The organism is Microbacterium sp. PRC9, from assembly GCF_031844125.1.
Lineage (GTDB): Bacteria > Actinomycetota > Actinomycetes > Actinomycetales > Microbacteriaceae > Microbacterium.
Genome location: NZ_JAUZUR010000003.1, coordinates 342,414 through 361,771 on the forward strand (window position 1 = coordinate 342,414; position 19,358 = coordinate 361,771).

Genomic DNA, 19,358 nt, shown 5'->3' on the forward strand with positions numbered 1-19,358 from the left:
GTCAGCCGCCCGAGGCGGGCGGAGTGCGCTTGGATTCGGCGAGCTCGTCGACGTACAGGCCGGTCTCGTCGACGGTGCCGTTGCGGTAGGCCTGGCGTCCCACCATGTGCGCCGAGAGCGGGGCGGTGGCCAGCTGGATGAGCACGACCGGCACCAGGAAGGCGACGACCGGCCACGACCGCAGCGACACCGCGATCGCGAGGCAGATCAGGATGAGCCCGAGCACCTGCGGCTTGGTCGCGGCGTGCAGGCGGGTCGGCACATCCCGGAACCGCAGCACGCCGATCGCGGCGGTCAGGCACAGCAGCGCGCCGATGAGGATCAGGATCACGGCGGCGAGATCGAGCATGGCGTCCATCAGCGGTCCTGGTCCCTTCTCGCGACGAACCGGGCGATCGAGATCGATCCGAACACGCCGACGGCGGCGATGATGAGCAGCACCGGGAGCGTGCGCGTGTGGTGGTTGATCGCCATCTCGGCACCGAGCACGCACATCACGAGCGTGAGGAGAACATCGGATGCCACGGCTCGGTCGAGGATCGACGGTCCGATGACGATGCGCCACAGCGTGAGCAGCGCCGCGACCGCGAAGATCACGTAGATCGCGAGCAGCAGGATGTTCATCGGGCACCTCCTCGATCCACCGTGCCGTGGGGCGCGGCGTCGCGCATCGCCTGCAGCTGCGCGTGCGAGCCCACGGCGCGCACGATGCGCTCCTCCCAGTGATGCACGCTCGCGCGCTGCTTCTCGACGTCGGCGTCGTCGCGCACGCCGATGACGTGCAGGTACAGGATGCGCCGGTCGCGATCGGTGTCGACGATGAGGGATCCCGGAATGAGGGATGCTGTGACCGCGGTGTGCGTCATGATCAGGTCGTCGTCGGTGACCAGCTGAGCGGCGATGATCGCGGCCCCGGGCCGGCGGCGGAAGTCGAGCACCTGCCATGCCACGGTGAGTGAGCCCTGCACGACCGCGAGGAGGAATTCGACGACGAAGACGAGGCCCCACCACAGGTTCACGCGACCCGACAGCTCCACCGGCGGCAGGCGGAAGACGCGCGTCACGACGAGCGCCGCAGCGAGTCCGGTGAGAAATGCGAGCCACGTGAACTGGCCCCACAGCAGCATCCACAGGGCGATGAGCCACACGAAGAAGGGCAGCTGCCGCCACGCGGTCGCGAATCCGCGACGAAGCCGGCTCTGGGGCAGGTCGGGGCTCACGGCGCCTTCTCCGTTCCCGCGGCGTCGTCTTCGAGCTGCGTCAGCGAGACCGGCTGCAGCAGCGCCTCGCCGATGCGCGTGCAGACGTCGTACAGCGGTCCGGCGAAGATGGTGAGCGCGACCGTGATGGCCACCATGCCGGTGGTCGCCGCGGTCATGATCTTCGGGATGACGCGACGCTCGGTCTCGATGCCGGCCGCAGGCGCCGAACCCAGGTACGAGATGCGGGCCTCGGTCTCGGCCGAGTCCTCGTCCTCACGCCAGAACGAGAGGTTCCACGCGCGCATGAGGGCGTAGAGCGTGAGGAGGCTGGTGAGGATGCCGCCCACCATCAGCACCATCATGATCGGCGTGCCGACCTGCGCGGCGGCATCGAACAGCGCGAACTTGCCGATGAAGCCCGAGAACGGTGGCAGACCCCCCAGGTTGATCGCGGGGATGAAGTACAGCACCGCGATCACGGGGGCCGCCTTCATGAGGCCCTTGACCCGCAGGATCGAGGTCGAGCCCGCGCGGCGCTCGACGAGGCCGACGGCGAGGAACAGGGTCGTCTGCACCACGATGTGGTGGACCATGTAGTAGATCGTCGCGCCGATCGCGGCGGGCGTCGCGATCGCGAGCCCGAAGATCATGTAGCCGATGTGGCTCACGAGCGTGAACGACAGGATCCGTTTCAGCTCGGCCTGGGCGACGGCGCCGAGCACCCCCACGATCATGGTCGCCAGCGCCACCCACATCAGCAGCTGGTTCACGTCGTTGTCGAGGAACAGCTCGGTCTCGGTGCGGATGATCGCATAGACGCCGACCTTGGTCAGCAATCCGGCGAACACCGCGGTGACGGGCGCCGGAGCGGTCGGGTACGAGTCGGGCAGCCAGAACGACAGCGGGAAGACGGCCGCCTTGATGCTGAACGCGAGCAGCAGCATGAGGTGCAGGATGAGCTGCGTCTCCTGCGGCAGCTCGCCCATGCGCTCGGAGATCTGCACCATGTTCACCGTGCCCAGGGCACCGTAGATCATGGCGATCGCGGCGAGGAAGAGGATCGACGACACCAGCGACACGACGATGTAGACGACGCCGGTGCGGATGCGCGACTCGGTCGAGCCGAGCGTGATGAGCACGTACGAGGCGACCAGCAGGATCTCGAAGCCGACGTACAGGTTGAAGAGGTCGCCGGCGATGAACGCGTTGAAGATGCCCGCACCGAGGATCAGGTACGACGGGTGGAAGATCGAGACCGGCGTGTCGTCGTCGCCGTCGGCGGCTCCCTGACCGACGGAGAACAGGAGGACCGCGAGCAGCACGATGCTCGACACCACCACGAGGAGGGCCGCGAGCCGGTCGACGTAGAGCACGATGCCGAACGGGATCGGCCAGCCGCCGACAGACACCGCGATCGGCTGGTCGCCGGTGTCGACGACATACAGGAGGATCGCCGCGATGACGGTGACGGCGCTCAGGGTGACGACCGACACCACGACCTGGGTCTTGCGGTGCCGGCCTGCGATGAGCGCGATGGCGGCGCCGAGCAGGGGCAGCGTGACGAGCAGAGGGACGAGGGCGGGCGCGATCTGGGTCATGCGTCGTCACCCCGATCCTGCGGATCCGGGGAGGGGCGGTCCACCGGGGCGTCATCGCGGAGGCCCGCGAAGTCGCGCGCGCCGAGGATCGTGATCGGCGCGGTGTCGGTCCCGACGAAGTCGGTGGTCGCGTCGTCGTCGGCGTCCTCGATCTCGGTCTCCTCGTCCATCGTCTCCTCGGCCTCGGCGGCGCGCTCGCGCACTTCGAGGTCGGCCTCGTCGTCCGCCACGGTGTCGGCCTGGCCGAGCTGCCACGACCGGTAGATGAGGGCCAGGAGGAACGCCGAGACGGCGAAGGTGATGACGATGGCGGTGAGCGTGAGCGCCTGCGGGAGCGGGTCCGACATCTCGTCGACGGGTGCCGAGCCGAAGAACGGCGCGACGCCCGGGGCTCCCATGACGATGAGCAGCAGCAGGTTCGTCGCGTTGCCGAGCAGCAGGAACCCGATGAGCACGCGCGTGAGGCTGCGCTCGAGCATGGCGTACACGCCGCAGGCGTAGAGCACCGCCATCACGATGATGAGGACGAGCGAGGCGTTCACGGCACGCTCACCCCCTGCTCGCGCGCTTCCTGCGCCTGGCGGTCGACCTCGGCGCCGAGGCTGCGCAGCACGTCGAGCACGAGCCCGATGACCACGAGGTAGACGCCGATGTCGAACAGTGTCGAGGTGACGAACTCCACGTGGCCGAGCATCGGCACGTCCCCCTCCCAGAAGTAGCTCGTGAGCGGCTGGTCGCCGAAGAACACGGGCACGATCGCACAAGCGACGGCGATGGTCATGCCCGTTCCCAGCAGGCGTCCGGCGTCGGTCGGTGCAGCGGCGCCGAGCTCATAGCGGCCGCCCGCGATGTAGCGCATGACGAGCGCCATGCCCGCGACGAGGCCGCCGGCGAACCCGCCGCCGGGCAGGTTGTGACCCGCGAAGAGCAGGTACAGCGACACGATGATGATCGTGTGGAAGAGGATCCGCACGATCACTTCGAGCATGATCGAGCGGTTCTCGGGCCGCACGCGCTGGCCGCCGACGAGCCACGCCATGCGACCGCTGCCACGCTCGTCGCCGCGCTGGCGGAGTCCGTCGGAAGTCTCGACGAGGGGCCGACGGGCACGCGTGGCTCCGGTGGGCAGCGACGAGATCGCACGCGACAGCGTGTCGGCGCGGTGGGTGACGAAGACGAGGGATGCCACACCCGTCGCCGCGAGGATCAGCACCGACAACTCGCCCATGGTGTCCCAGCCGCGCAGGTCGACGAGGGCGACGTTCACCACGTTCTTGCCGTGCCCCAGCTCGTAGGCGAGGTCGGGGAACGCGTCCGAGATCGGCTTCTCGACGCGGGCACTGGTGGCCACGATCGCGACGAGCGCCATCGTGATGCCGACCGCCGCACCCAGCACCGCGCGCGCGACCGGCCACACCGACGCGTTGTGCTCGCCCAGCCGCGACGGGATCCGGCGAAGCACGAGTGCGAACGCGACGAGCGTCACCGTCTCGACGAGGATCTGGGTGAGCGCGAGGTCGGGCGCGCCGCTCGTCGCGAACAGCAGCACCATGCCGAGGCCGGTCACCGACACCAGCACGACGCCCGTGTACCGCTTGCGCGCACGGATCGCGATGAGTCCGGCCGCGATCATGATGGGCGCGACGAGCAGCTGCGTGGGTGTCTGGTAGGCGTCGAGCTTCGCCTGCCAGTCGTCGCTCGCGAGCAGCGCGGTCGCTTCAGCCGCGACGAACACCACGAAGATCGTTCCGACGTAGACCGGCAGCGAACCGCGCTGCGTGAGGCTCGTCGTGACGACCGACAGGCGCGCGATGACACGCAGCGCGCCGTTGTAGACCTCGGCTGCGGTGAACGGCAGCAGGCGCTTGGCGGGACGCCAGCCCCGCGTCAGCCAGAACACGAACACGCCGATCGCGATCGTCGCGAGCGAGATCCACAGCGCCGGCTCGAGCCCGTGCCAGAGGGCGAGGTGAGCGGGGTGCGCGGGCGCCGGCACACCGGGCGTCGAGACCGGCGCCTGATCGGCGTACGGCGCGAACGCCTTGTCGAGCCAGGGTGCGGCGGCTCCGGCGATGACGGTGAGCCCCGAGAGCACGATCGGCGCCACGAGGAATCCGATCGGCGGGTCCGGCCATTCCGTGTCGGGCATGCGGTCGCCGTTCGCCGCGCGCTTCGTCGAGAACGCACCCCAGAGGAAACGGATGCCGTACCCCGCGGTCAGCACGGAGCCGAGGGCGATTCCGACCAGCGCCACGATCCCCCACACGGCACCGCCGAGAGCTTCGTGCAGCAGCGCCGCGAGGGCGCCCTCCTTGGCCACGAAGCCGATGGTGGGGATGATGCCGATCATCGACGCGACGGCGATGATCGAGAACGTCGCCATGACCGGCGCCTGACGACCGACGCCCGAGAGCTCGGTCAGGTCACGGGTGGACAGCTGGCGGTCGATGACGCCCACCACGAGGAACAGCGCCGACTTGAAGAGAGCGTGACTCAAGAGCAGCGCGAGACCTGCCAGCGCAGCATCCCTCGTCCCGTAGCCGAGCACGACGGTCAGAAGGCCGAGCTGGCTCACGGTGCCGAAGGCGAGCACGCGCTTGAGGTCGGTCTCGCGCAGCGCCTGGAAGCCGCCGAGCAGCATGGTGAAGACGCCCAGCGCGATCACGATCGGCCGCCACGGCGGGGCGATCGCGAAGACGGGCGCGAAGCGGGCGATGAGGTAGATGCCCGCCTTCACCATGGCCGCCGCATGCAGGTAGGCGCTCACCGGGGTCGGCGCGGCCATGGCGCCGGGGAGCCAGAAGTGGAAGGGGAAGATCGCCGACTTGCTGAGCGCGCCGACGAGGATCATCACGAGCGCGGCGTCGACGATCGGGCCCGTGGGGGCCTCGGCGAGGATCGTCGAGATGCTCGACGTCCCGGCATCGACCACGAGCAGCACGACGCCGATCAGCATGACCAGTCCGCCGAGAGTCGTCACGAGAAGCGCCTGGAGCGCGGCACGACGGCTCGCCGCGCGCTTGTTGTAGTACCCGATGAGGAGGTACGACAGGACGCTGGTGACCTCCCAGAACATCACGAGGACGACGAGGTCGTCCGTCAGGACGAGCCCGTACATCGCCCCCGCGAACGCGAGCAGCACCGCCGCGAACTGCCCGAGGTTCTCCTTCTTGCCGCGGAAGTACCAGCGGCAGTAGATCATCACGAGCGCGCCCACGCCGGTGACGACCAGCGTCATGAGCCACGACAGCGTGTCCATCCGCATCGAGAGGTCGATCCCGAGCGGCGGGATCCAGGCGTATGTCTCGAACGGAATGTCACCCGCGAGCACCTGCGGGGTGAGCACTGCGGCGTAGACGAAGCCCGTGATGGGGAGGATCGCCGCGATGTAGAACGCGCGGGCGCCGATACGCGCCACGAGCCATGGGAGGAGGATCGGGACCACCGCGAACGCGCCGAGAACGAGGAGCATTCGGGCCTCCTCGGGGTCGTCGGCAGGCGCAAGTCAGAGGAGGACTGCGCAAAGCCCAGGCGATCGGGGTGTCAGCAACCATCCTAACGGGCGCGTCGCACCCGATCGCCCGGGCGGCATACATCGCCGTCGGTCAAGGGCGTTCGAGCGGGTCTCAGGCGAGCGCGGGTGCCGGCCCTGTGGTGTTGCCCTCACGGAAGGTGCAGGTGAACCGGATCGACGCCGCGGGGGTGCCCTCCAGCATCGCGGCGACGGCGGCGCCTGCGGCACGGCCCTTGTCGGTGGCGGGCTGCACGAGGGTGGTCAGCTCGTACGGAGCGAGGCCGTCGACGACGATGCCGTCGAAGCCGGTGACGCTCACGTCCTCCGGCACGCGCAGCCCGGCCTCCTCCGCTGCGCGGATCACTCCGGCGGCGAGCAGGTCGCTCTGCGCGATGACGGCGGTCGGCCGGCGGTCGGGGTCGGCGAAGATCTCGCGGCCGGCCGCGAACCCCTCGTCGATGAAGCTGCCCGCGGCGGCGTAGGCGGTGGCGTCGGGGAACACGTCGAGGGCGCCGGCGAGCCGCTCGCGGGTGACGTCCACGGTGACCGCGGTGTCGTCGTGCAGCCAGCCCCGCTGCCAGTCCACGCGGGCCGGCAGGGTCACGATGGCGATCTCGCGGTGCCCGAGCGCGCGCAGGTGGCTCGCGGCCTGGCGCTGGGCCTCGCGATTGTCGAGGCCGATGCGCGGCACGTCGTCGCCGGCATCCCCCTCGATGACGACGACCGGGATGCCGCGTGCCTTGACGGTCTCGAGCGACTCGCGCAGCAGGCCGCTGCAGCCGATGAGCACGGCGGCGTCGAGCGGGGCGGTGGTGAGCGAGGGGCCGCTTCCGGTGGGCTCGTGGTCGCGCAGGAGCAGCAGCCCCGCGCCGAGCGGGGTGACGGCGTCGGCGAGGCCGTCCATCATGAGCGTCTTCACGGGGTCGAGGAACGCGGTGCCCAGGTGCTCTTCGAACACCACGCCGACGATGCCCGAGCGGCCGCGGCGCAGCGAGGCGGCGCGGGGATCGGGGCCGGTGTAGCCGAGGGCGGAGGCCGCGTCGAGCACGCGGCGGCGGGTCGCGTCCGACACGGGCGTCTTGCCGCTGAACACCACGGAGGCGGTCGACGGCGAGACGCCTGCCTCGCGGGCGACGTCCGAGATCGTGGCGCGGCGGGTGCCGGTGTCCTGACGGCTCATGCTGTCACGATCGTATCCCGTCGCGGATACGTGATGTCGAATCGATTCGGCCAGGGCCCGTTCAGCCCCGGTCGAATCGATTCGGTAGCATGTGCGGATGGATACCGCGCTCACCCGTCGGCAGCTGGTCGCCTGGCGCACCGCGATCTTCACGATCTTCCTCATCATGGGAGTCGGCTTCGCGTCGTGGGCGTCGCGACTGCCGGCGGTGAAGAACGACCTGGGCATCAACGACCTCCAGGTCGGTGTCCTGCTGTTCGTCTCGGGCGTCACGTCGATCGTGGGCCTCTCGCTGGCCAACGTGATCGTGGCGCGCTGGGGGGCGCGGCGCGGGATGTTCGCGACGATCATCACGTTCGCGCTCGGCGTCGTGGTGGCAGGCGTCGGCGTGGAGTTCGTGCAGTCGTACGTCGTCGCCGCCATCGGTCTCGGGCTCATGGGCCTCGGAATGAGCGCCACCGACGTCATGATGAACGTCGAGGCGGCCGCGGTGGAGCAGGCATTCGAGCGCACGCTCATGCCGCTGTTCCACGCCTTCTTCAGCCTCGGCACCGTCGCGGGCGCCGGGCTCGGCGTGGCGATGGCCGCCCTGGGGATCGGCGTGGGCTGGCACCTCGGCGCCGCCGGACTTCTCGTCGCCGTTGCGGGACTGCTGTCGCTCGGCGCCGTCCCCGTGCGCGAGAGCATGCACGACGACCCCGCGACGAGCGTCACGCGCCGCGAGCGCTTCGCCGAGATCGCGGCGGTCTGGCGCGACCCGCGCACCTACGCGATCGGCGCGATCATGCTCGGCATGGCGTTCGCCGAGGGCAGCGCCAACGACTGGCTCACGATCGCGATGGTCGACGGCCACGACCAGACCGAGGCGGTCGGCGCGATCGCGCTGACGGTGTTCTCGGTCGCGATGACGACGTTCCGCATCCTCGGCGGCCCGCTCGTGGACCGGATCGGCCGCGTGTGGTCGCTGCGCATCCTGTCGATCGCGGCGGGCGTGGGCCTGGTCATGTTCATCCTCGCGCCGAACCTGCCGATCGCCTTCATCGGCATCGCGCTGTGGGGCGCGGGCGCATCGCTCGGCTTCCCCCTCGGCATGTCCGCGGCGGCGGACGACCCGAAGAAGGCGGCGGCATCGGTCTCGGCCGCCGCGACCATCGGGTACCTGGCGTTCCTGTGCGGCCCGCCGATCCTCGGCTGGATCAGCCACGAGATCGGCATCCTGCCGACCCTGTGGATCATCGTCGCCCTCATCGCGATGTCGGGTCTCGCCTCCGGCGCCGCGAAGCCGATCGCCGGCTCGAAGGTCGGCGCTGGCCACGCCCACCACTGAGGCGGCGCCGACGCCGGCGGTCGGCTCAGATCAGAGCCGGTCGGCCACGGTCGCGGCGACGGTGAGCCACGCGTCGCGGGTCTCGGGCGACAGCGCGTCGAAGTCGATCGGGCCGCCGTCGACGAGCGACGGATCGAACGGAGCGTTCACGACCGCCGACGTCACCTGCTCGAAGTGCTGCGACAGGCGGGACTCGAGCTTGCGGTCGGGGCGGGAGGACGGGGCCGTGAGCACGGTGACCGCCTCGTCGATCTTCCTGCCGAAGCCCTTCTCGCGCAGGCCGTCCAGCAGCCACGCGGCGCTGGCCGCGGTGTCTTCGCGCACGGTCGACACGATCACGAGCTGGTCCGCGGCGGCGACGGCCGCGACCCAGTTCGAGGCACGCATGTTGTTGCCGGTGTCGACGATCATCAGGCGGTAGTAGCGGCGCAGGAGGGCGTGGAGCCGGTCGAACGCCGCCGCGTCGATCGTCGAGGATGCCGCGGCATCCTCGTCCGAGGCGAGCACGTCGAAGCGGGCGTCGACCTGCGTGCGGACGTAGTGGTCGAGCGCCGCGAGGCTGGACCCGCGGAAGTTCGAGGCCTCGTCGAGGTCCTCGAGCAGGTCGACGGCGGTGCGGTGGTGCGGCGCGTGCTGCGCGCGCCAGCCGAGCGTGCCGCGGGTCTCGTTGTTGTCCCACGCGAGCGTCGCTCCGCCACGCAGCGTGCCGAAGGTGGCGGCCAGCAGCAGGGTGCTCGTCGTCTTGTGTGCGCCGCCCTTGGGGTTGAGCACGACGATCGTGCGGGGGGCGTCGAGTCGGCGCTGCACCCGCTTCTCGCGGTCGAGGCGCGAACGCTCGACACGGCCCGGCGCCGGCGAGATCAGGCCGCCGGTCGCGCGCCGCACGGCGCCCTGCCAGCCCGTGGTCGCCCGGGGGCGGCCTCCGCCGCCGCGCGAGTCGAGCAGATCCTGCACGGTCGGCCGCGCGATGTCCTCCGCGACCGGCGCGAGCGTCGGCACGGCGGGAACCGGCGTGGGCGCCGTGACCGGGAGGGCCGACACTGGGGCGGGAGCGGGCGCCGGCGCCGGCTCCACGGCCGCTTCCTCGAGCGCCTCGTCGTACGTGCCGTCCGGGTGGACCACGAGCGGCCAGCGCGACGAGCCCTCGACGAGGGTCGCGTGCGCCGGTTCGCCGGCGGATGCGGCGAGCTGACGGATCTCCTCGACCACGCGGTCGCGCAGCGCGAGGCTGTCGGGGGCGACGACCTCTGCCACGTCGCTGCCGACGTGGAGCTCGGCGACGGTGCTGGACAGGATGTGGACGGTCGCGTCGGGCAGACGTGAGTTCATCGGTTCTTCTCCGGACGAAAGGGGTGGCGTGGGGGGCCGGGGTCTGAGGGCCGCGCGGCGAGGCGCAGGCGACGAGGGCAAAGGCTATCCGACGAGCCTGCGGGCAAGCTGACGCAGGCGGCTAGGCTCGTCGGGTGCGTCTTGTCATCGCCCGCTGCTCCGTCGACTACACCGGGCGGCTCAACGCCCACCTTCCCCTCGCCACGCGCCTGCTGGTGCACAAGGGCGACGGGTCGCTGCTGGTGCACTCCGACGGCGGCTCGTACAAGCCGCTCAACTGGATGAGCCCGCCGTGCCGGCTCGACGTCGAGGTGCCCGATGAGGAGTCGGCGTCCGCCGGCGTGCTCGAGCACTGGCGCGTGACGCACGCGAAGACCGGTGACGCGCTGCTCGTGCGCATCTACGAGGTCATCCACGACTCGTCGCACGAGCTCGGCATCGACCCGGGCCTGCAGAAGGACGGCGTCGAGGCCGACCTGCAGCGCCTCCTCGCCGAGCAGGTCGATGTCATCGGCGAGAACCTGACGCTGGTTCGCCGCGAGTTCCCGACCGCGATCGGCCCGGTCGACCTCCTGCTGCGCGACCCCGAAGGCGGCACGATCGCCGTCGAGGTCAAGCGCCGCGGCGACATCGACGGCGTCGAGCAGCTCACGCGCTACCTCGAACTGCTCGGCCGCGACCCGCACCTCGCCCCGGTCACCGGCGTCTTCGCCGCCCAGGAGATCAAACCCCAGGCCAAGGTGCTGGCCGCGGACCGCGGCATCCGTTGCGTCACCCTCGACTACGAGGGCATGAAGGGCATCGAGTCCGGCGCCCCGCGCCTGTTCTGAACCCTCCGCGCGGCCTCCCCGTTTGCGGCGGGGTCTTGTGTCGTGTCGTGGGGACGGTACATACTGTCGCGAGGACAGTACTTACCCGAACGGATGCTGCAGCAATGACGCTCGACGACTTCCGGCGTGAGATCGCCGAACCTGCCATCGAATTCCGACCCGAGCTGCGCTGGTGGCTCGCCGAGGGCCTGCACAGCGACGCGACGCTCAGACGCGAGATCGACGACGCGCATCGCCTCGGCTTCGGCGGCATGGAGTTCCTCGCCATGGACGAGGGCGCGATCGACCACGCGCGCTACGGCTGGGGCTCCGAGGAGTGGGTGCACGATTCGCAGGTCGTGGTCGAGGAGACCACCCGCCGCGGCATGTCGGTGAGCTTCACGTCGGGCACCAACTGGTCCAACGCCAACCTCCCGACGATCACGCCCGACGACCGCGCCGCCGCGCAGGAGCTCGACGTGGCGTCCGAGACGCTCGCCCCGGGTGAGCGCCGCTCCGGCCCGCTCCTCCGGATCGACCTCGCGGCACCCGCCGCTGCCCGCCACCTTCCCGGTGAGCGCGGCACGGTCCGCGACCAGCACCTCGTCGCCGTCGTCGCGGCCAGGGTCATCGACGCCGACGCGGGGGTGCTGGATGCCTCGTCGCTCACCGAGCTGACGGCATCCGTCACCGACGACACCCTGGAGTGGACGGCGCCGGACGGCGACGGCGACTGGCGTGTCTTCTTCTACTGGCTGCACGGGACCGGTCAGACCGCGGAGCCCTCGGCATCCGTCAACTACACCGTCAACTACATCGACCGCGACGGCGTCGACGCCGTGATCGCCTACTGGGACGAGGTCGTGCTCACCCCCGAGCTGCGCGCGCAGATCGCGCAGAACCCCCGTGCGCAGATGTACATGGACTCGCTCGAGCTGTCGACGTTCGGCGCCGGCGGGCTCTTCTGGGGCCACACGGTCGTCGACGAGTTCCGCGCCCGCCGCGGCTACGACGTGGTGCCGTGGCTGCCCTTCCTCACGCGCGACGTGCCGTTCATGGCGGTCTCGACGCTCTACCACCACCAGCCCGCCGACGACGCCGACCGCATCACGGTCGACAAGGTGCGCCACGACCTCGTGGTCACGTTCACCGACCTGTACATCGAGAACATGCTGCGGCCGTTCGCGGAGTTCCTGCACGGCGTCGGCATGACCCTGCGCGCCGAGATCAGCTACGGGCTGCCGTTCGAGCTGACCCGCCCCGGCCCGGAGGTCGACGGCATCGAGACGGAGTCGCTGGAGTTCGGCGCGCAGATCGATGCCTACCGGCTGCTCGCCGGCCCCGCGCACCTGTTCGGCAAGCAGTACTCGTCCGAGACCGGCGCGACCACCCGCAACCACATGCTCGACCACCGCTTCTACGACCAGATCATCGCGACGCAGCTGGCCGCCGGCATCACCAAGACCGTGCTGCACGGGTGGGCCAGCCCTGCCGGCGCCGAGGGCGTGACCGAGTGGCCGGGCCACGAGGGCATGTGGCCGATGTTCTCCGAGCGCTTCGACACGCGCCAGCCGGGCTCCGAGTTCTACCCCCTCTGGACCGCCGCCATCGGCCGACTGCAGTATGCGCTCCGACGCGGCCGCCCGCGGATCGACGTCGGCATCCTCCGCACCGACCACTTCACCGACAACCTCGTCGGGCTCTCGCTGACCGGCGACGGCGGCGAGCGCATCCCCGACGAGGTCGCCTACGGCACCATGTGGATGCGCGACCGCGACAACTTCTGGTGGCAGGACCTCGGCATGCAGGACGCCGGCATCACCTACGAATTCTTCGACGGGTCCCTGCTGCTGCGCGACGACGTCCTGTTCGACGGCGACGAGGTGCAGCCTTCCGGCCCCGGCTACCGCGCGCTGGTCGTGTACCAGGAGACCCTCGACCCCGACGTCGCCGCGCACCTGCTCGCGTGGGCGCAGCGGGGCCTGCGACTCGTGGTCGTCGACGGCGCCCGCGAGGTGCAGTCGCTGATGGAGGGGCGCCACACCACGCACGAGACCGCGGCGGCGCGCACCCCCGGTCTCGACGGACGCGACGACGAGCTCGCCGCCATCATGGCGGAGCTGCGAGGGATGCCGGGGGTCCGCGTCGCCGCGCCCTCCGGCGTCGTGACCGCCCTCGACGAGCTCGGCGCCGGCGGCCGTGCGCGCTTCGAGTCCGACGATCCGCACGTGCTGACGCACCTGCGGGAGGACGACGGCCTTGCGGTCCTGTACGCGTACCACTTCCTCTACGAGACGACCGAGCCCACCACGGTGCGCATCTGCCTGGAGGGCACCGGTGCGGTGCACCGCCTCGACGCCTGGACCGGCGAGCTGCGTCCGCACCGCGGCGCGCAGCGCGATGACGACCGGACCGTGGTCGCGCTCACGCTCGCGCCCGGCGAGGTCGCGATCGTGGTGCTGGACAAGACGACGGATGCTGCGGACTCGCCCACCCCGGCCGTCACCGAGGTCGCCCGGGCCGAGGCGTGGCGCCTCGTCGTCGAGAGCTGGGACGCCGGCGAGCCCGAAGTGCTCGAGGAGGACCGCGGCCTCGGCTACGTCTCTCGCGAGGTGCGCCCGACGACCGCCGTGACGCGGCTCGACGCCGGCACCATCGAGCTCGCACCGTGGTCGGCGATCTCGGGCGTCGGCGCCGAGGTCTCCGGCGTCGGCGAGTACACCGCCGTCCTCTCGGTCGCCGAGGTCGCGGACGGCGCGCGATTCCTCCTCGATCTCGGCTCGACCGGCGGCGGGCTCGGGTCTGTGCGTGTCGGCGACGGTCCCGAGCGCGGGTTCGACACCGCGCACCCGGTCGTCGACGTCAGCGGCAGCATCCGTCCCGGTGACAATGCGATCACCGTCCGCGTCTCGAGTTCGCTGAACAACCGGCTCCGCGCCCGTGGATACTATGAGCGCATCCCCGACATCGGCGCGCAGCTGACCGGCGAGGAGCACATGCAGCACGCGGTCCTGCGCGAGTACGGACTTCTCGGCCCGGTCCGACTGCTGCGCGAGGAGTGACGACCGGGACCGAGCGAGAGGAACGAGCAGGCGATGGCCAGAGGTGACGTCGACACCGACGCCTCTGCAGACCTGAGCCCGGTCATCGCGCCCGACCCGCTCGACCTCCGGCTGTCGCTCGCCTCTATCGTGCACTGGGCCGACAGCACCGGCGTGCGCCGCGACGTCATGGCGCGGGTCGCGTTCCCGGTGGACGACATGGGCATGTTCCTCGTCGTCAACCAGTTGTCGTACAACGGCGCGATGCGGCCCGTCGATCTGTCGCTGGCGCTCGGGCAGACCGCGACGAACATGAGCAAGATCGTCGGCCGCCTCGTGAGCGCGGGCCTCGTGGTGCGCGTTGCGGCGCCCGATGACGACCGCGGTGTGCTCGTCGCGCTCACCGACGAAGGCCGCCGCATCGGCGAGCGCATCATGTCGACGGCCGAGTCGAACATGAGCACGGTGCTCGCCGACTGGTCCCCGGCCGAGATCGAGGATCTGCGGCGCATGATGGCGCGCCTCGCCCGCGTGCACCGCTCCGTCTCGGAGCGCAGGGCCGCCTCCGCATAGGCTGGTCCCTATGCCGAGCCGATCGCCGTGGACCTGTGTGCTGTGGGACGTCGACGGAACGATCGTCGACGCGTCCGACGGCATCCTCCGTCGCCTCACGATCGCCCTCGAGCATTTCGGCAAGCGCCCGCCGACCCGCGCCGAGCTCGTGCACTGGATCGGCCCGCCGATGTACCAGTCGTTCCAGGTGAACGTCGGCATGACGCCCGAGCAGTCGGCCGAGGCCGTCGCCTTCTACCGCACGCTCGGCAAGGCGGACGGGTACACGACGGGCGCCAAGCTCTTCCCCGGAGTGGGTGAGCTGATCACGGATGTCGCGGCCTGCGGCATCCCGCAGGCCACCGCGAGCTCGAAGCCCGAGGTGCAGGTCGTCGCCCTCATGGACCACTTCGACCTGTCGACCTCGCTCACCGCGATCGTCGGCGCGACGCCGGACGAGAAGACGCTCAGCGCGAAGTCCGACATCGTCGCCGAAGCGCTGCGGCGCCTCGCGGCCGCGGGCGTCGACACGAGCCGTCCGGTGCTCGTGGGCGACCGGCACCACGACGTCGAGGGCGGCGCGGCGCAGGGCGTGCCGGTGATCTTCGTCCGGTGGGGCTTCAGCTGGCCGCACGAGTCCGAGGGCGCGCAGGCGGTCGTCGACGACGTCGACCAGCTCCGCGCCCTGCTGCTGTTCGGCGAGCACCCCGACGAGACTGCGGCCGCGACCGCCGGCGTCGCCGATGCCTGAGCTCGCCGCCGCGATCCTGGGGTGGCTCGTGCCGGCCCTGGTCGTGTTCGGCGTGACGGCCATCGCCGTCGCCGCCATCGTGTGGGCGGTACGCCGCGCGCGTCGCTCCCCGCGAGCCCGCGCCGCCGCCGAGCAGGCGAGAGCGAAGGCGGGCGCGACGCTCGTGAAGCTCGACGACGAGGTCGGCGAGCTCGACCTCGAGGTCGGCCTCTCGGGCGCCCTCTACGGCGGGGACGCCCCCGCCTCGCTGCGGCGGGCACGCCTCACGGCGCAGCACGTGCGTGACGACGCCTTCGAGGAGTACCGCGCGATCAGCGACCCGGCCGTCGGCCCGCACGAGGTGCGCCGCGTCTCCGCGCGGATCGAGCGCCGCACGGGCGAGGCACTCGCGACGGTCGCCGCCGCCCGCCACGAGCACGGCGCGTGGGTCACCGCGAACGTGTCGGCGGCCGGGCAGATCGACGCCGCCCGCCGCCGTCTCGCCGGACTGCGCGCGTCGATGGGCGATCCGGCCGCGCTCGTCGCCGAGCTGTCGTCGCGCTTCGCCGAGGAGGAATGGCGGGATGCCTCGCGCTCGGCGCACGCCGCACTGTCCGAGGTGACCGCCGCCGAACGTCACCTCGACGCCGCCGCGACCCGTGCGGGCGACCCGTCGCTGAGCGCCCTCCCCAATCTCGCCGCCGCCGAACGGGCGCTCCGCCAGGCGGAGGCGGACGCCCGCAACCTCGAGGAGACCCACCGCCTCGTGCTGCAGGCGGCGCAGGCCGTGCCCGACGAGATCGCGTCGGCGCGCACGGCGCTGCGCCAGGCCTCCGTCACGCGCGAGCACCTCGACGCCGCCGACGCCGCACGGCTGGGCGCGGAGCTGCACGCCATCGACGGCGAGCTGAACCGCATCGAGACGGATGCTGCCCGCCACCCCACCCGCACGGTCGACGCCATCGCGCGCCTGCGCAGCCGGCTCGACCTCGCCCTCGGCGACGCCCGCACCTCGCAGCAGCGACTGCGCGGCGCGCGCACCGCCCTCCCGGGCACCCTCGCCGCCGCGCGCGGCGCACTGGCACAGGCCGAGGCATCCGTGTCCCGTTCGCGTGCCGGGGCCGACGCGCGCTCGCGGCTGCTCTCGGCCCAGAGCGAGCTCGCCCAGGCGCGCCAGGCGCAGGACCCGGTCGCCGCGCTCGACGCCGCCCGACGTGCGATGCGCGACGCCGAGGACGCGAAGGCCCTCGCCGAATTCGCCCGCCAGACCGGCCCGCTCGGATAAGCGACAGCGGGAAGACCCCCGCTATCGTGAAGCCCATGAGCGACGGGGCGACTCAGAGACCGAACCGCGTGCTGGCCGGGGTGGGGCGGATTCCGGCGACGCTGACGATGATCGGTCTGGTCCTCGCGGCGGGTGTCATCTGGCAGGGGTTGTGGCGGCCGTTCGAGGATTCGGACCTGTTCGATGTCGTCGCGTACGGGCTTCCGGCTCTGGAGGCCGGGCGGTGGTGGACGCCGGTGACGGGGACGTTCTTCGTGAACCAGCCGTGGGTGTACGTGTTCACGATCACGGGGTTCGTGGGCATGGCGTACCTCGAGTGGCGTCGCGGCTGGCGCGCGGCGCTGGGCTATCTGTGGGTGGGGCAGTTGTTCGCGGTCTTCGCGGCCGCGCTGCTGCTGTGGGTGCTCTCGCTGCTTCCGTGGGGGTGGGCGCAGGCTGAGGCGGCGGCGCTGGATGTCGGCCCGTCCGGCGGGACGATGGCGTGCATCGCGGCGGCGGTCGGGCTTCTGCGTCCGCCCTGGCGGGTGCGGGGCTGGCTGGTGCTGCTCGGCTTCGTGTTCATCGCGATGCTGTTCTGGGGTGCGCTGGCCGATCTCGAGCACCTGCTCGCCGTGCTCCTGGTGCTGTTCGTGGATCGCTCGCTCCGCGTCCAGCGCACCACGGTGCGTGAGCAGCGGCTCATCGCGTTCATCGCGGTGCTGGTGCTGGGCGCGGTGGAGATCATCACGATCCTCGTGCCCACCGACGGCCCGTTCGGGCCGACCGAGCCGGCGTCGGGCGGTTTCGTCGACCTCGCGATCGACGTGGTCGTGATCCTGGTGGTCGCCAACGGGCTGCGCCGCGGGCGCCGGTGGACCTGGGTCGTCGCGATCATCCTCGCCGTGCTCAACATCCTGTTCGCGATGCTCATCGTCGCGGCGTTCATCATCGCTTCGCAGGCGCAGGTCGAGGCGACGATCGACGGTGAGACCGAGCTGGCCCTCGCGGGCGGCGTGATGTGGCTGCTCATGCTCGTGTACCTGATCTGGGTGCGTCGCGCGTTCCGCGCCCGCCGCAAGTCCCGCATCGGTCATCAGCCCGCACCGGTCGTCGACGACGTGAAACGGATGCTGCACACCCACGGCGGCGGCACCCTGTCGTGGATGACGACCTGGGAGGGCAACAGCTACGCCCGCACCACCGACAGCATCGTCGCCTACCAGCGCCGCAACGGTGTCGCCCTCGCCCTCGCGGACCCGATCGGACCCGCGGCGTCGCGCACGGCAGCCGTCGAGGAGTTCATCCACGACGCCGAACGAGCGGGCCTGATCCCGTGCTTCTTCAGCGCCGACGAGGCCACCCGCGCCGCCGTGCCCGCGACCTGGCGCAGCCTGGTCGTCGCCGACGACACCATCGTCGACCTTCCCGGCCTGGAGTTCACCGGCAAACGGTGGAACTCGGTGCGCTCATCGCTGAACCGCGCCGGACGCGAGGAGATGACGTTCCGGATGACCCACCTCAAGGACGAGTCGTGGGGCGTGCAGCAGCAGCTGCGCGCGATCTCGGAGATGTGGGTGGGTGAGAAGGGGCTACCCGAAATGGGGTTCACCCTCGGCACCCTCGTCGAGGCGGAAGACCCCGAGGTGCGCCTCGCCCTCGCGCTCGCCCCGAACGGCGACGTCGACGGGTTCCTGTCCTGGCTGCCGGTCTACGGTCCCGGCGAAGACGGCGCGCAGAAGGTCGCCCGGGGCTGGACGCTCGACCTGATGCGCCGCCGTGACGGCGGCTTCGGCCCCGTCATGGAGTACCTGATCGGCTCGTCCGCGCGGCTGTTCTCCGACGAGGGCGCCGAGATCATGTCACTGTCGGGAGCGCCGCTCGCCCACGACTACCCCTCGGACGCCGGAATGATCGCGGCGCTCAGCGACAAGCTCGCCGACGCGCTCGAACCGGTCTACGGGTTCCAGTCGCTGCACCGCTTCAAGGAGAAATTCCACCCACGGTACGAGACCATGTACCTGCTGTTCCGCGACGAAAGCGACCTCACCCGCATCGGCGGAGCACTCACCCGAGCGTTCCTCCCCGACGCGACCCTGCGTCAGTTCGCCGGGGCAGGACTCGAACTCGTCCGCGGCGACCGCGACTGAGCCTCGGTCGGCGCAGGTGCGCGCGACGAAGCCGCGGCACCCACCCATGGGATACCGCGGCTTCGACCGCGTGAAACGATCGGTCCGCCGCTCAGAGCGGGCGGATGTTCTCGGCCTGGAGGCCCTTGGGTCCCTGCGCGATCTCGAACTCGACGCGCTGGTTCTCCTCGAGGGAGCGGTACCCGCTCGACTCGATTGCGCTGTAGTGCGCGAAGACGTCTGCGCCACCCTCATCGGGAGCGATGAAGCCGAATCCCTTTTCCGAGTTGAACCACTTGACGGTGCCCTGCGTGCTCATTACTTGCCGTTCTTCGTTGATCTCGTCGCGATTGCGGCGATTGCATCCAACGTAGTGAACAGGCGGGCGCGCGGCGAGACCCAGTTGCGAAGGTGACACAAATGTTGCAGAGCGCCCGTTGACGAGACAGGGACCATCGTCCGCCCGGGCTGAGCTTGGCTCGAAAGCCCGGGCGTCGACGGATCCCCCCGGATAGGCCACGTCGTAACGTGGACAGGGAACATCGTACCGATATATCAGTGCAAGAGCGAGGCCGGTTTCCTCAGCGTTTCCGCATGTTCCGGTGGTGTCCCGCGGCCCGCTCAACGGCCTCCTCAAGGCGCGCTCAAGCGGGTCTATGCACGTGAATCCTCCGGCGTACACTGGT

16 protein-coding genes are annotated in these 19,358 nt (G+C 70.8%); 7 read left to right on the plus strand and 9 right to left on the minus strand.

The window, feature by feature from the left end:
- Position 1: 1 nt before the first annotated feature.
- From mnhG to Q9R33_RS08550, 7 genes are all read right to left on the minus strand, one after another.
- Positions 2–358, minus strand: a complete 357-nt coding sequence (mnhG, locus tag Q9R33_RS08520; protein WP_311293482.1) for a monovalent cation/H(+) antiporter subunit G — start codon at positions 356–358, stop codon at positions 2–4.
- Positions 358–624 carry a monovalent cation/H+ antiporter complex subunit F gene (locus Q9R33_RS08525; RefSeq protein WP_311293483.1) on the minus strand — a complete coding sequence of 89 codons (267 nt, stop codon included), beginning with the start codon at positions 622–624 and terminating at the stop codon, positions 358–360. The genes mnhG and Q9R33_RS08525 overlap by 1 nt, the downstream gene beginning before the upstream one ends.
- Positions 621–1,220 carry a Na+/H+ antiporter subunit E gene (locus tag Q9R33_RS08530; RefSeq protein WP_082496791.1) on the minus strand — a complete coding sequence of 200 codons (600 nt, stop codon included), beginning with the start codon at positions 1,218–1,220 and terminating at the stop codon, positions 621–623. The genes Q9R33_RS08525 and Q9R33_RS08530 overlap by 4 nt, the downstream gene beginning before the upstream one ends.
- Positions 1,217–2,800, minus strand: coding sequence for a Na+/H+ antiporter subunit D (locus tag Q9R33_RS08535; protein ID WP_310244292.1), 1,584 nt, complete (start codon positions 2,798–2,800; stop codon positions 1,217–1,219). The genes Q9R33_RS08530 and Q9R33_RS08535 overlap by 4 nt, the downstream gene beginning before the upstream one ends.
- Positions 2,797–3,342 (minus strand): Na(+)/H(+) antiporter subunit C, encoded by a 546-nt coding sequence (locus Q9R33_RS08540; RefSeq protein ID WP_082496792.1) that lies wholly within the window; start codon positions 3,340–3,342, stop codon positions 2,797–2,799. The genes Q9R33_RS08535 and Q9R33_RS08540 overlap by 4 nt, the downstream gene beginning before the upstream one ends.
- Positions 3,339–6,272: a Na+/H+ antiporter subunit A gene (locus tag Q9R33_RS08545; protein WP_311293484.1), complete on the minus strand. Its 2,934-nt coding sequence runs from the start codon at positions 6,270–6,272 to the stop codon at positions 3,339–3,341. Before Q9R33_RS08545 ends, Q9R33_RS08540 begins: the two co-directional genes overlap by 4 nt.
- A gap of 154 nt (positions 6,273–6,426) precedes the next feature.
- Positions 6,427–7,494: a LacI family DNA-binding transcriptional regulator gene (locus tag Q9R33_RS08550; protein ID WP_311293485.1), complete on the minus strand. Its 1,068-nt coding sequence runs from the start codon at positions 7,492–7,494 to the stop codon at positions 6,427–6,429.
- A gap of 97 nt (positions 7,495–7,591) precedes the next feature.
- Between Q9R33_RS08550 and Q9R33_RS08555 the strand changes: the two genes are divergently transcribed.
- A complete protein-coding gene (locus Q9R33_RS08555) occupies positions 7,592–8,821 on the plus strand; it encodes an MFS transporter (RefSeq protein WP_310244280.1) in 1,230 nt (409 codons plus the stop codon).
- Between the two features lie 30 nt (positions 8,822–8,851).
- Here Q9R33_RS08555 and Q9R33_RS08560 read toward each other — a convergent pair whose 3' ends face one another.
- Entirely contained in the window at positions 8,852–10,150 is a 1,299-nt protein-coding gene (locus tag Q9R33_RS08560) for a chromosome partitioning protein (protein ID WP_311293486.1), read from the minus strand.
- A gap of 134 nt (positions 10,151–10,284) precedes the next feature.
- Between Q9R33_RS08560 and nucS the strand changes: the two genes are divergently transcribed.
- The 6 genes from nucS to Q9R33_RS08590 all read left to right on the plus strand — a co-directional run bounded on the left by nucS (position 10,285) and on the right by Q9R33_RS08590 (position 18,693).
- Positions 10,285–10,980 (plus strand): endonuclease NucS, encoded by a 696-nt coding sequence (nucS, locus tag Q9R33_RS08565; protein ID WP_045302045.1) that lies wholly within the window; start codon positions 10,285–10,287, stop codon positions 10,978–10,980.
- Positions 10,981–11,084: 104 nt separating this feature from the next.
- Complete coding sequence (locus tag Q9R33_RS08570) at positions 11,085–14,021, plus strand: glycosyl hydrolase (protein WP_311293487.1); 2,937 nt, start codon at positions 11,085–11,087, stop codon at positions 14,019–14,021.
- Between the two features lie 33 nt (positions 14,022–14,054).
- Complete coding sequence (locus Q9R33_RS08575) at positions 14,055–14,573, plus strand: MarR family winged helix-turn-helix transcriptional regulator (protein ID WP_056365487.1); 519 nt, start codon at positions 14,055–14,057, stop codon at positions 14,571–14,573.
- Between the two features lie 10 nt (positions 14,574–14,583).
- Positions 14,584–15,303 (plus strand): HAD hydrolase-like protein, encoded by a 720-nt coding sequence (locus Q9R33_RS08580; protein WP_056365489.1) that lies wholly within the window; start codon positions 14,584–14,586, stop codon positions 15,301–15,303.
- Positions 15,296–16,567, plus strand: coding sequence for a hypothetical protein (locus tag Q9R33_RS08585; protein WP_311293488.1), 1,272 nt, complete (start codon positions 15,296–15,298; stop codon positions 16,565–16,567). Before Q9R33_RS08580 ends, Q9R33_RS08585 begins: the two co-directional genes overlap by 8 nt.
- 35 nt (positions 16,568–16,602) lie before the next feature.
- Complete coding sequence (locus Q9R33_RS08590) at positions 16,603–18,693, plus strand: DUF2156 domain-containing protein (protein WP_311293489.1); 2,091 nt, start codon at positions 16,603–16,605, stop codon at positions 18,691–18,693.
- Positions 18,694–18,784: 91 nt separating this feature from the next.
- Here the strand turns inward: Q9R33_RS08590 and Q9R33_RS08595 are convergent, their stop codons facing one another.
- Positions 18,785–18,991: a cold-shock protein gene (locus Q9R33_RS08595; RefSeq protein WP_045302013.1), complete on the minus strand. Its 207-nt coding sequence runs from the start codon at positions 18,989–18,991 to the stop codon at positions 18,785–18,787.
- Positions 18,992–19,358 lie beyond the last annotated feature (367 nt).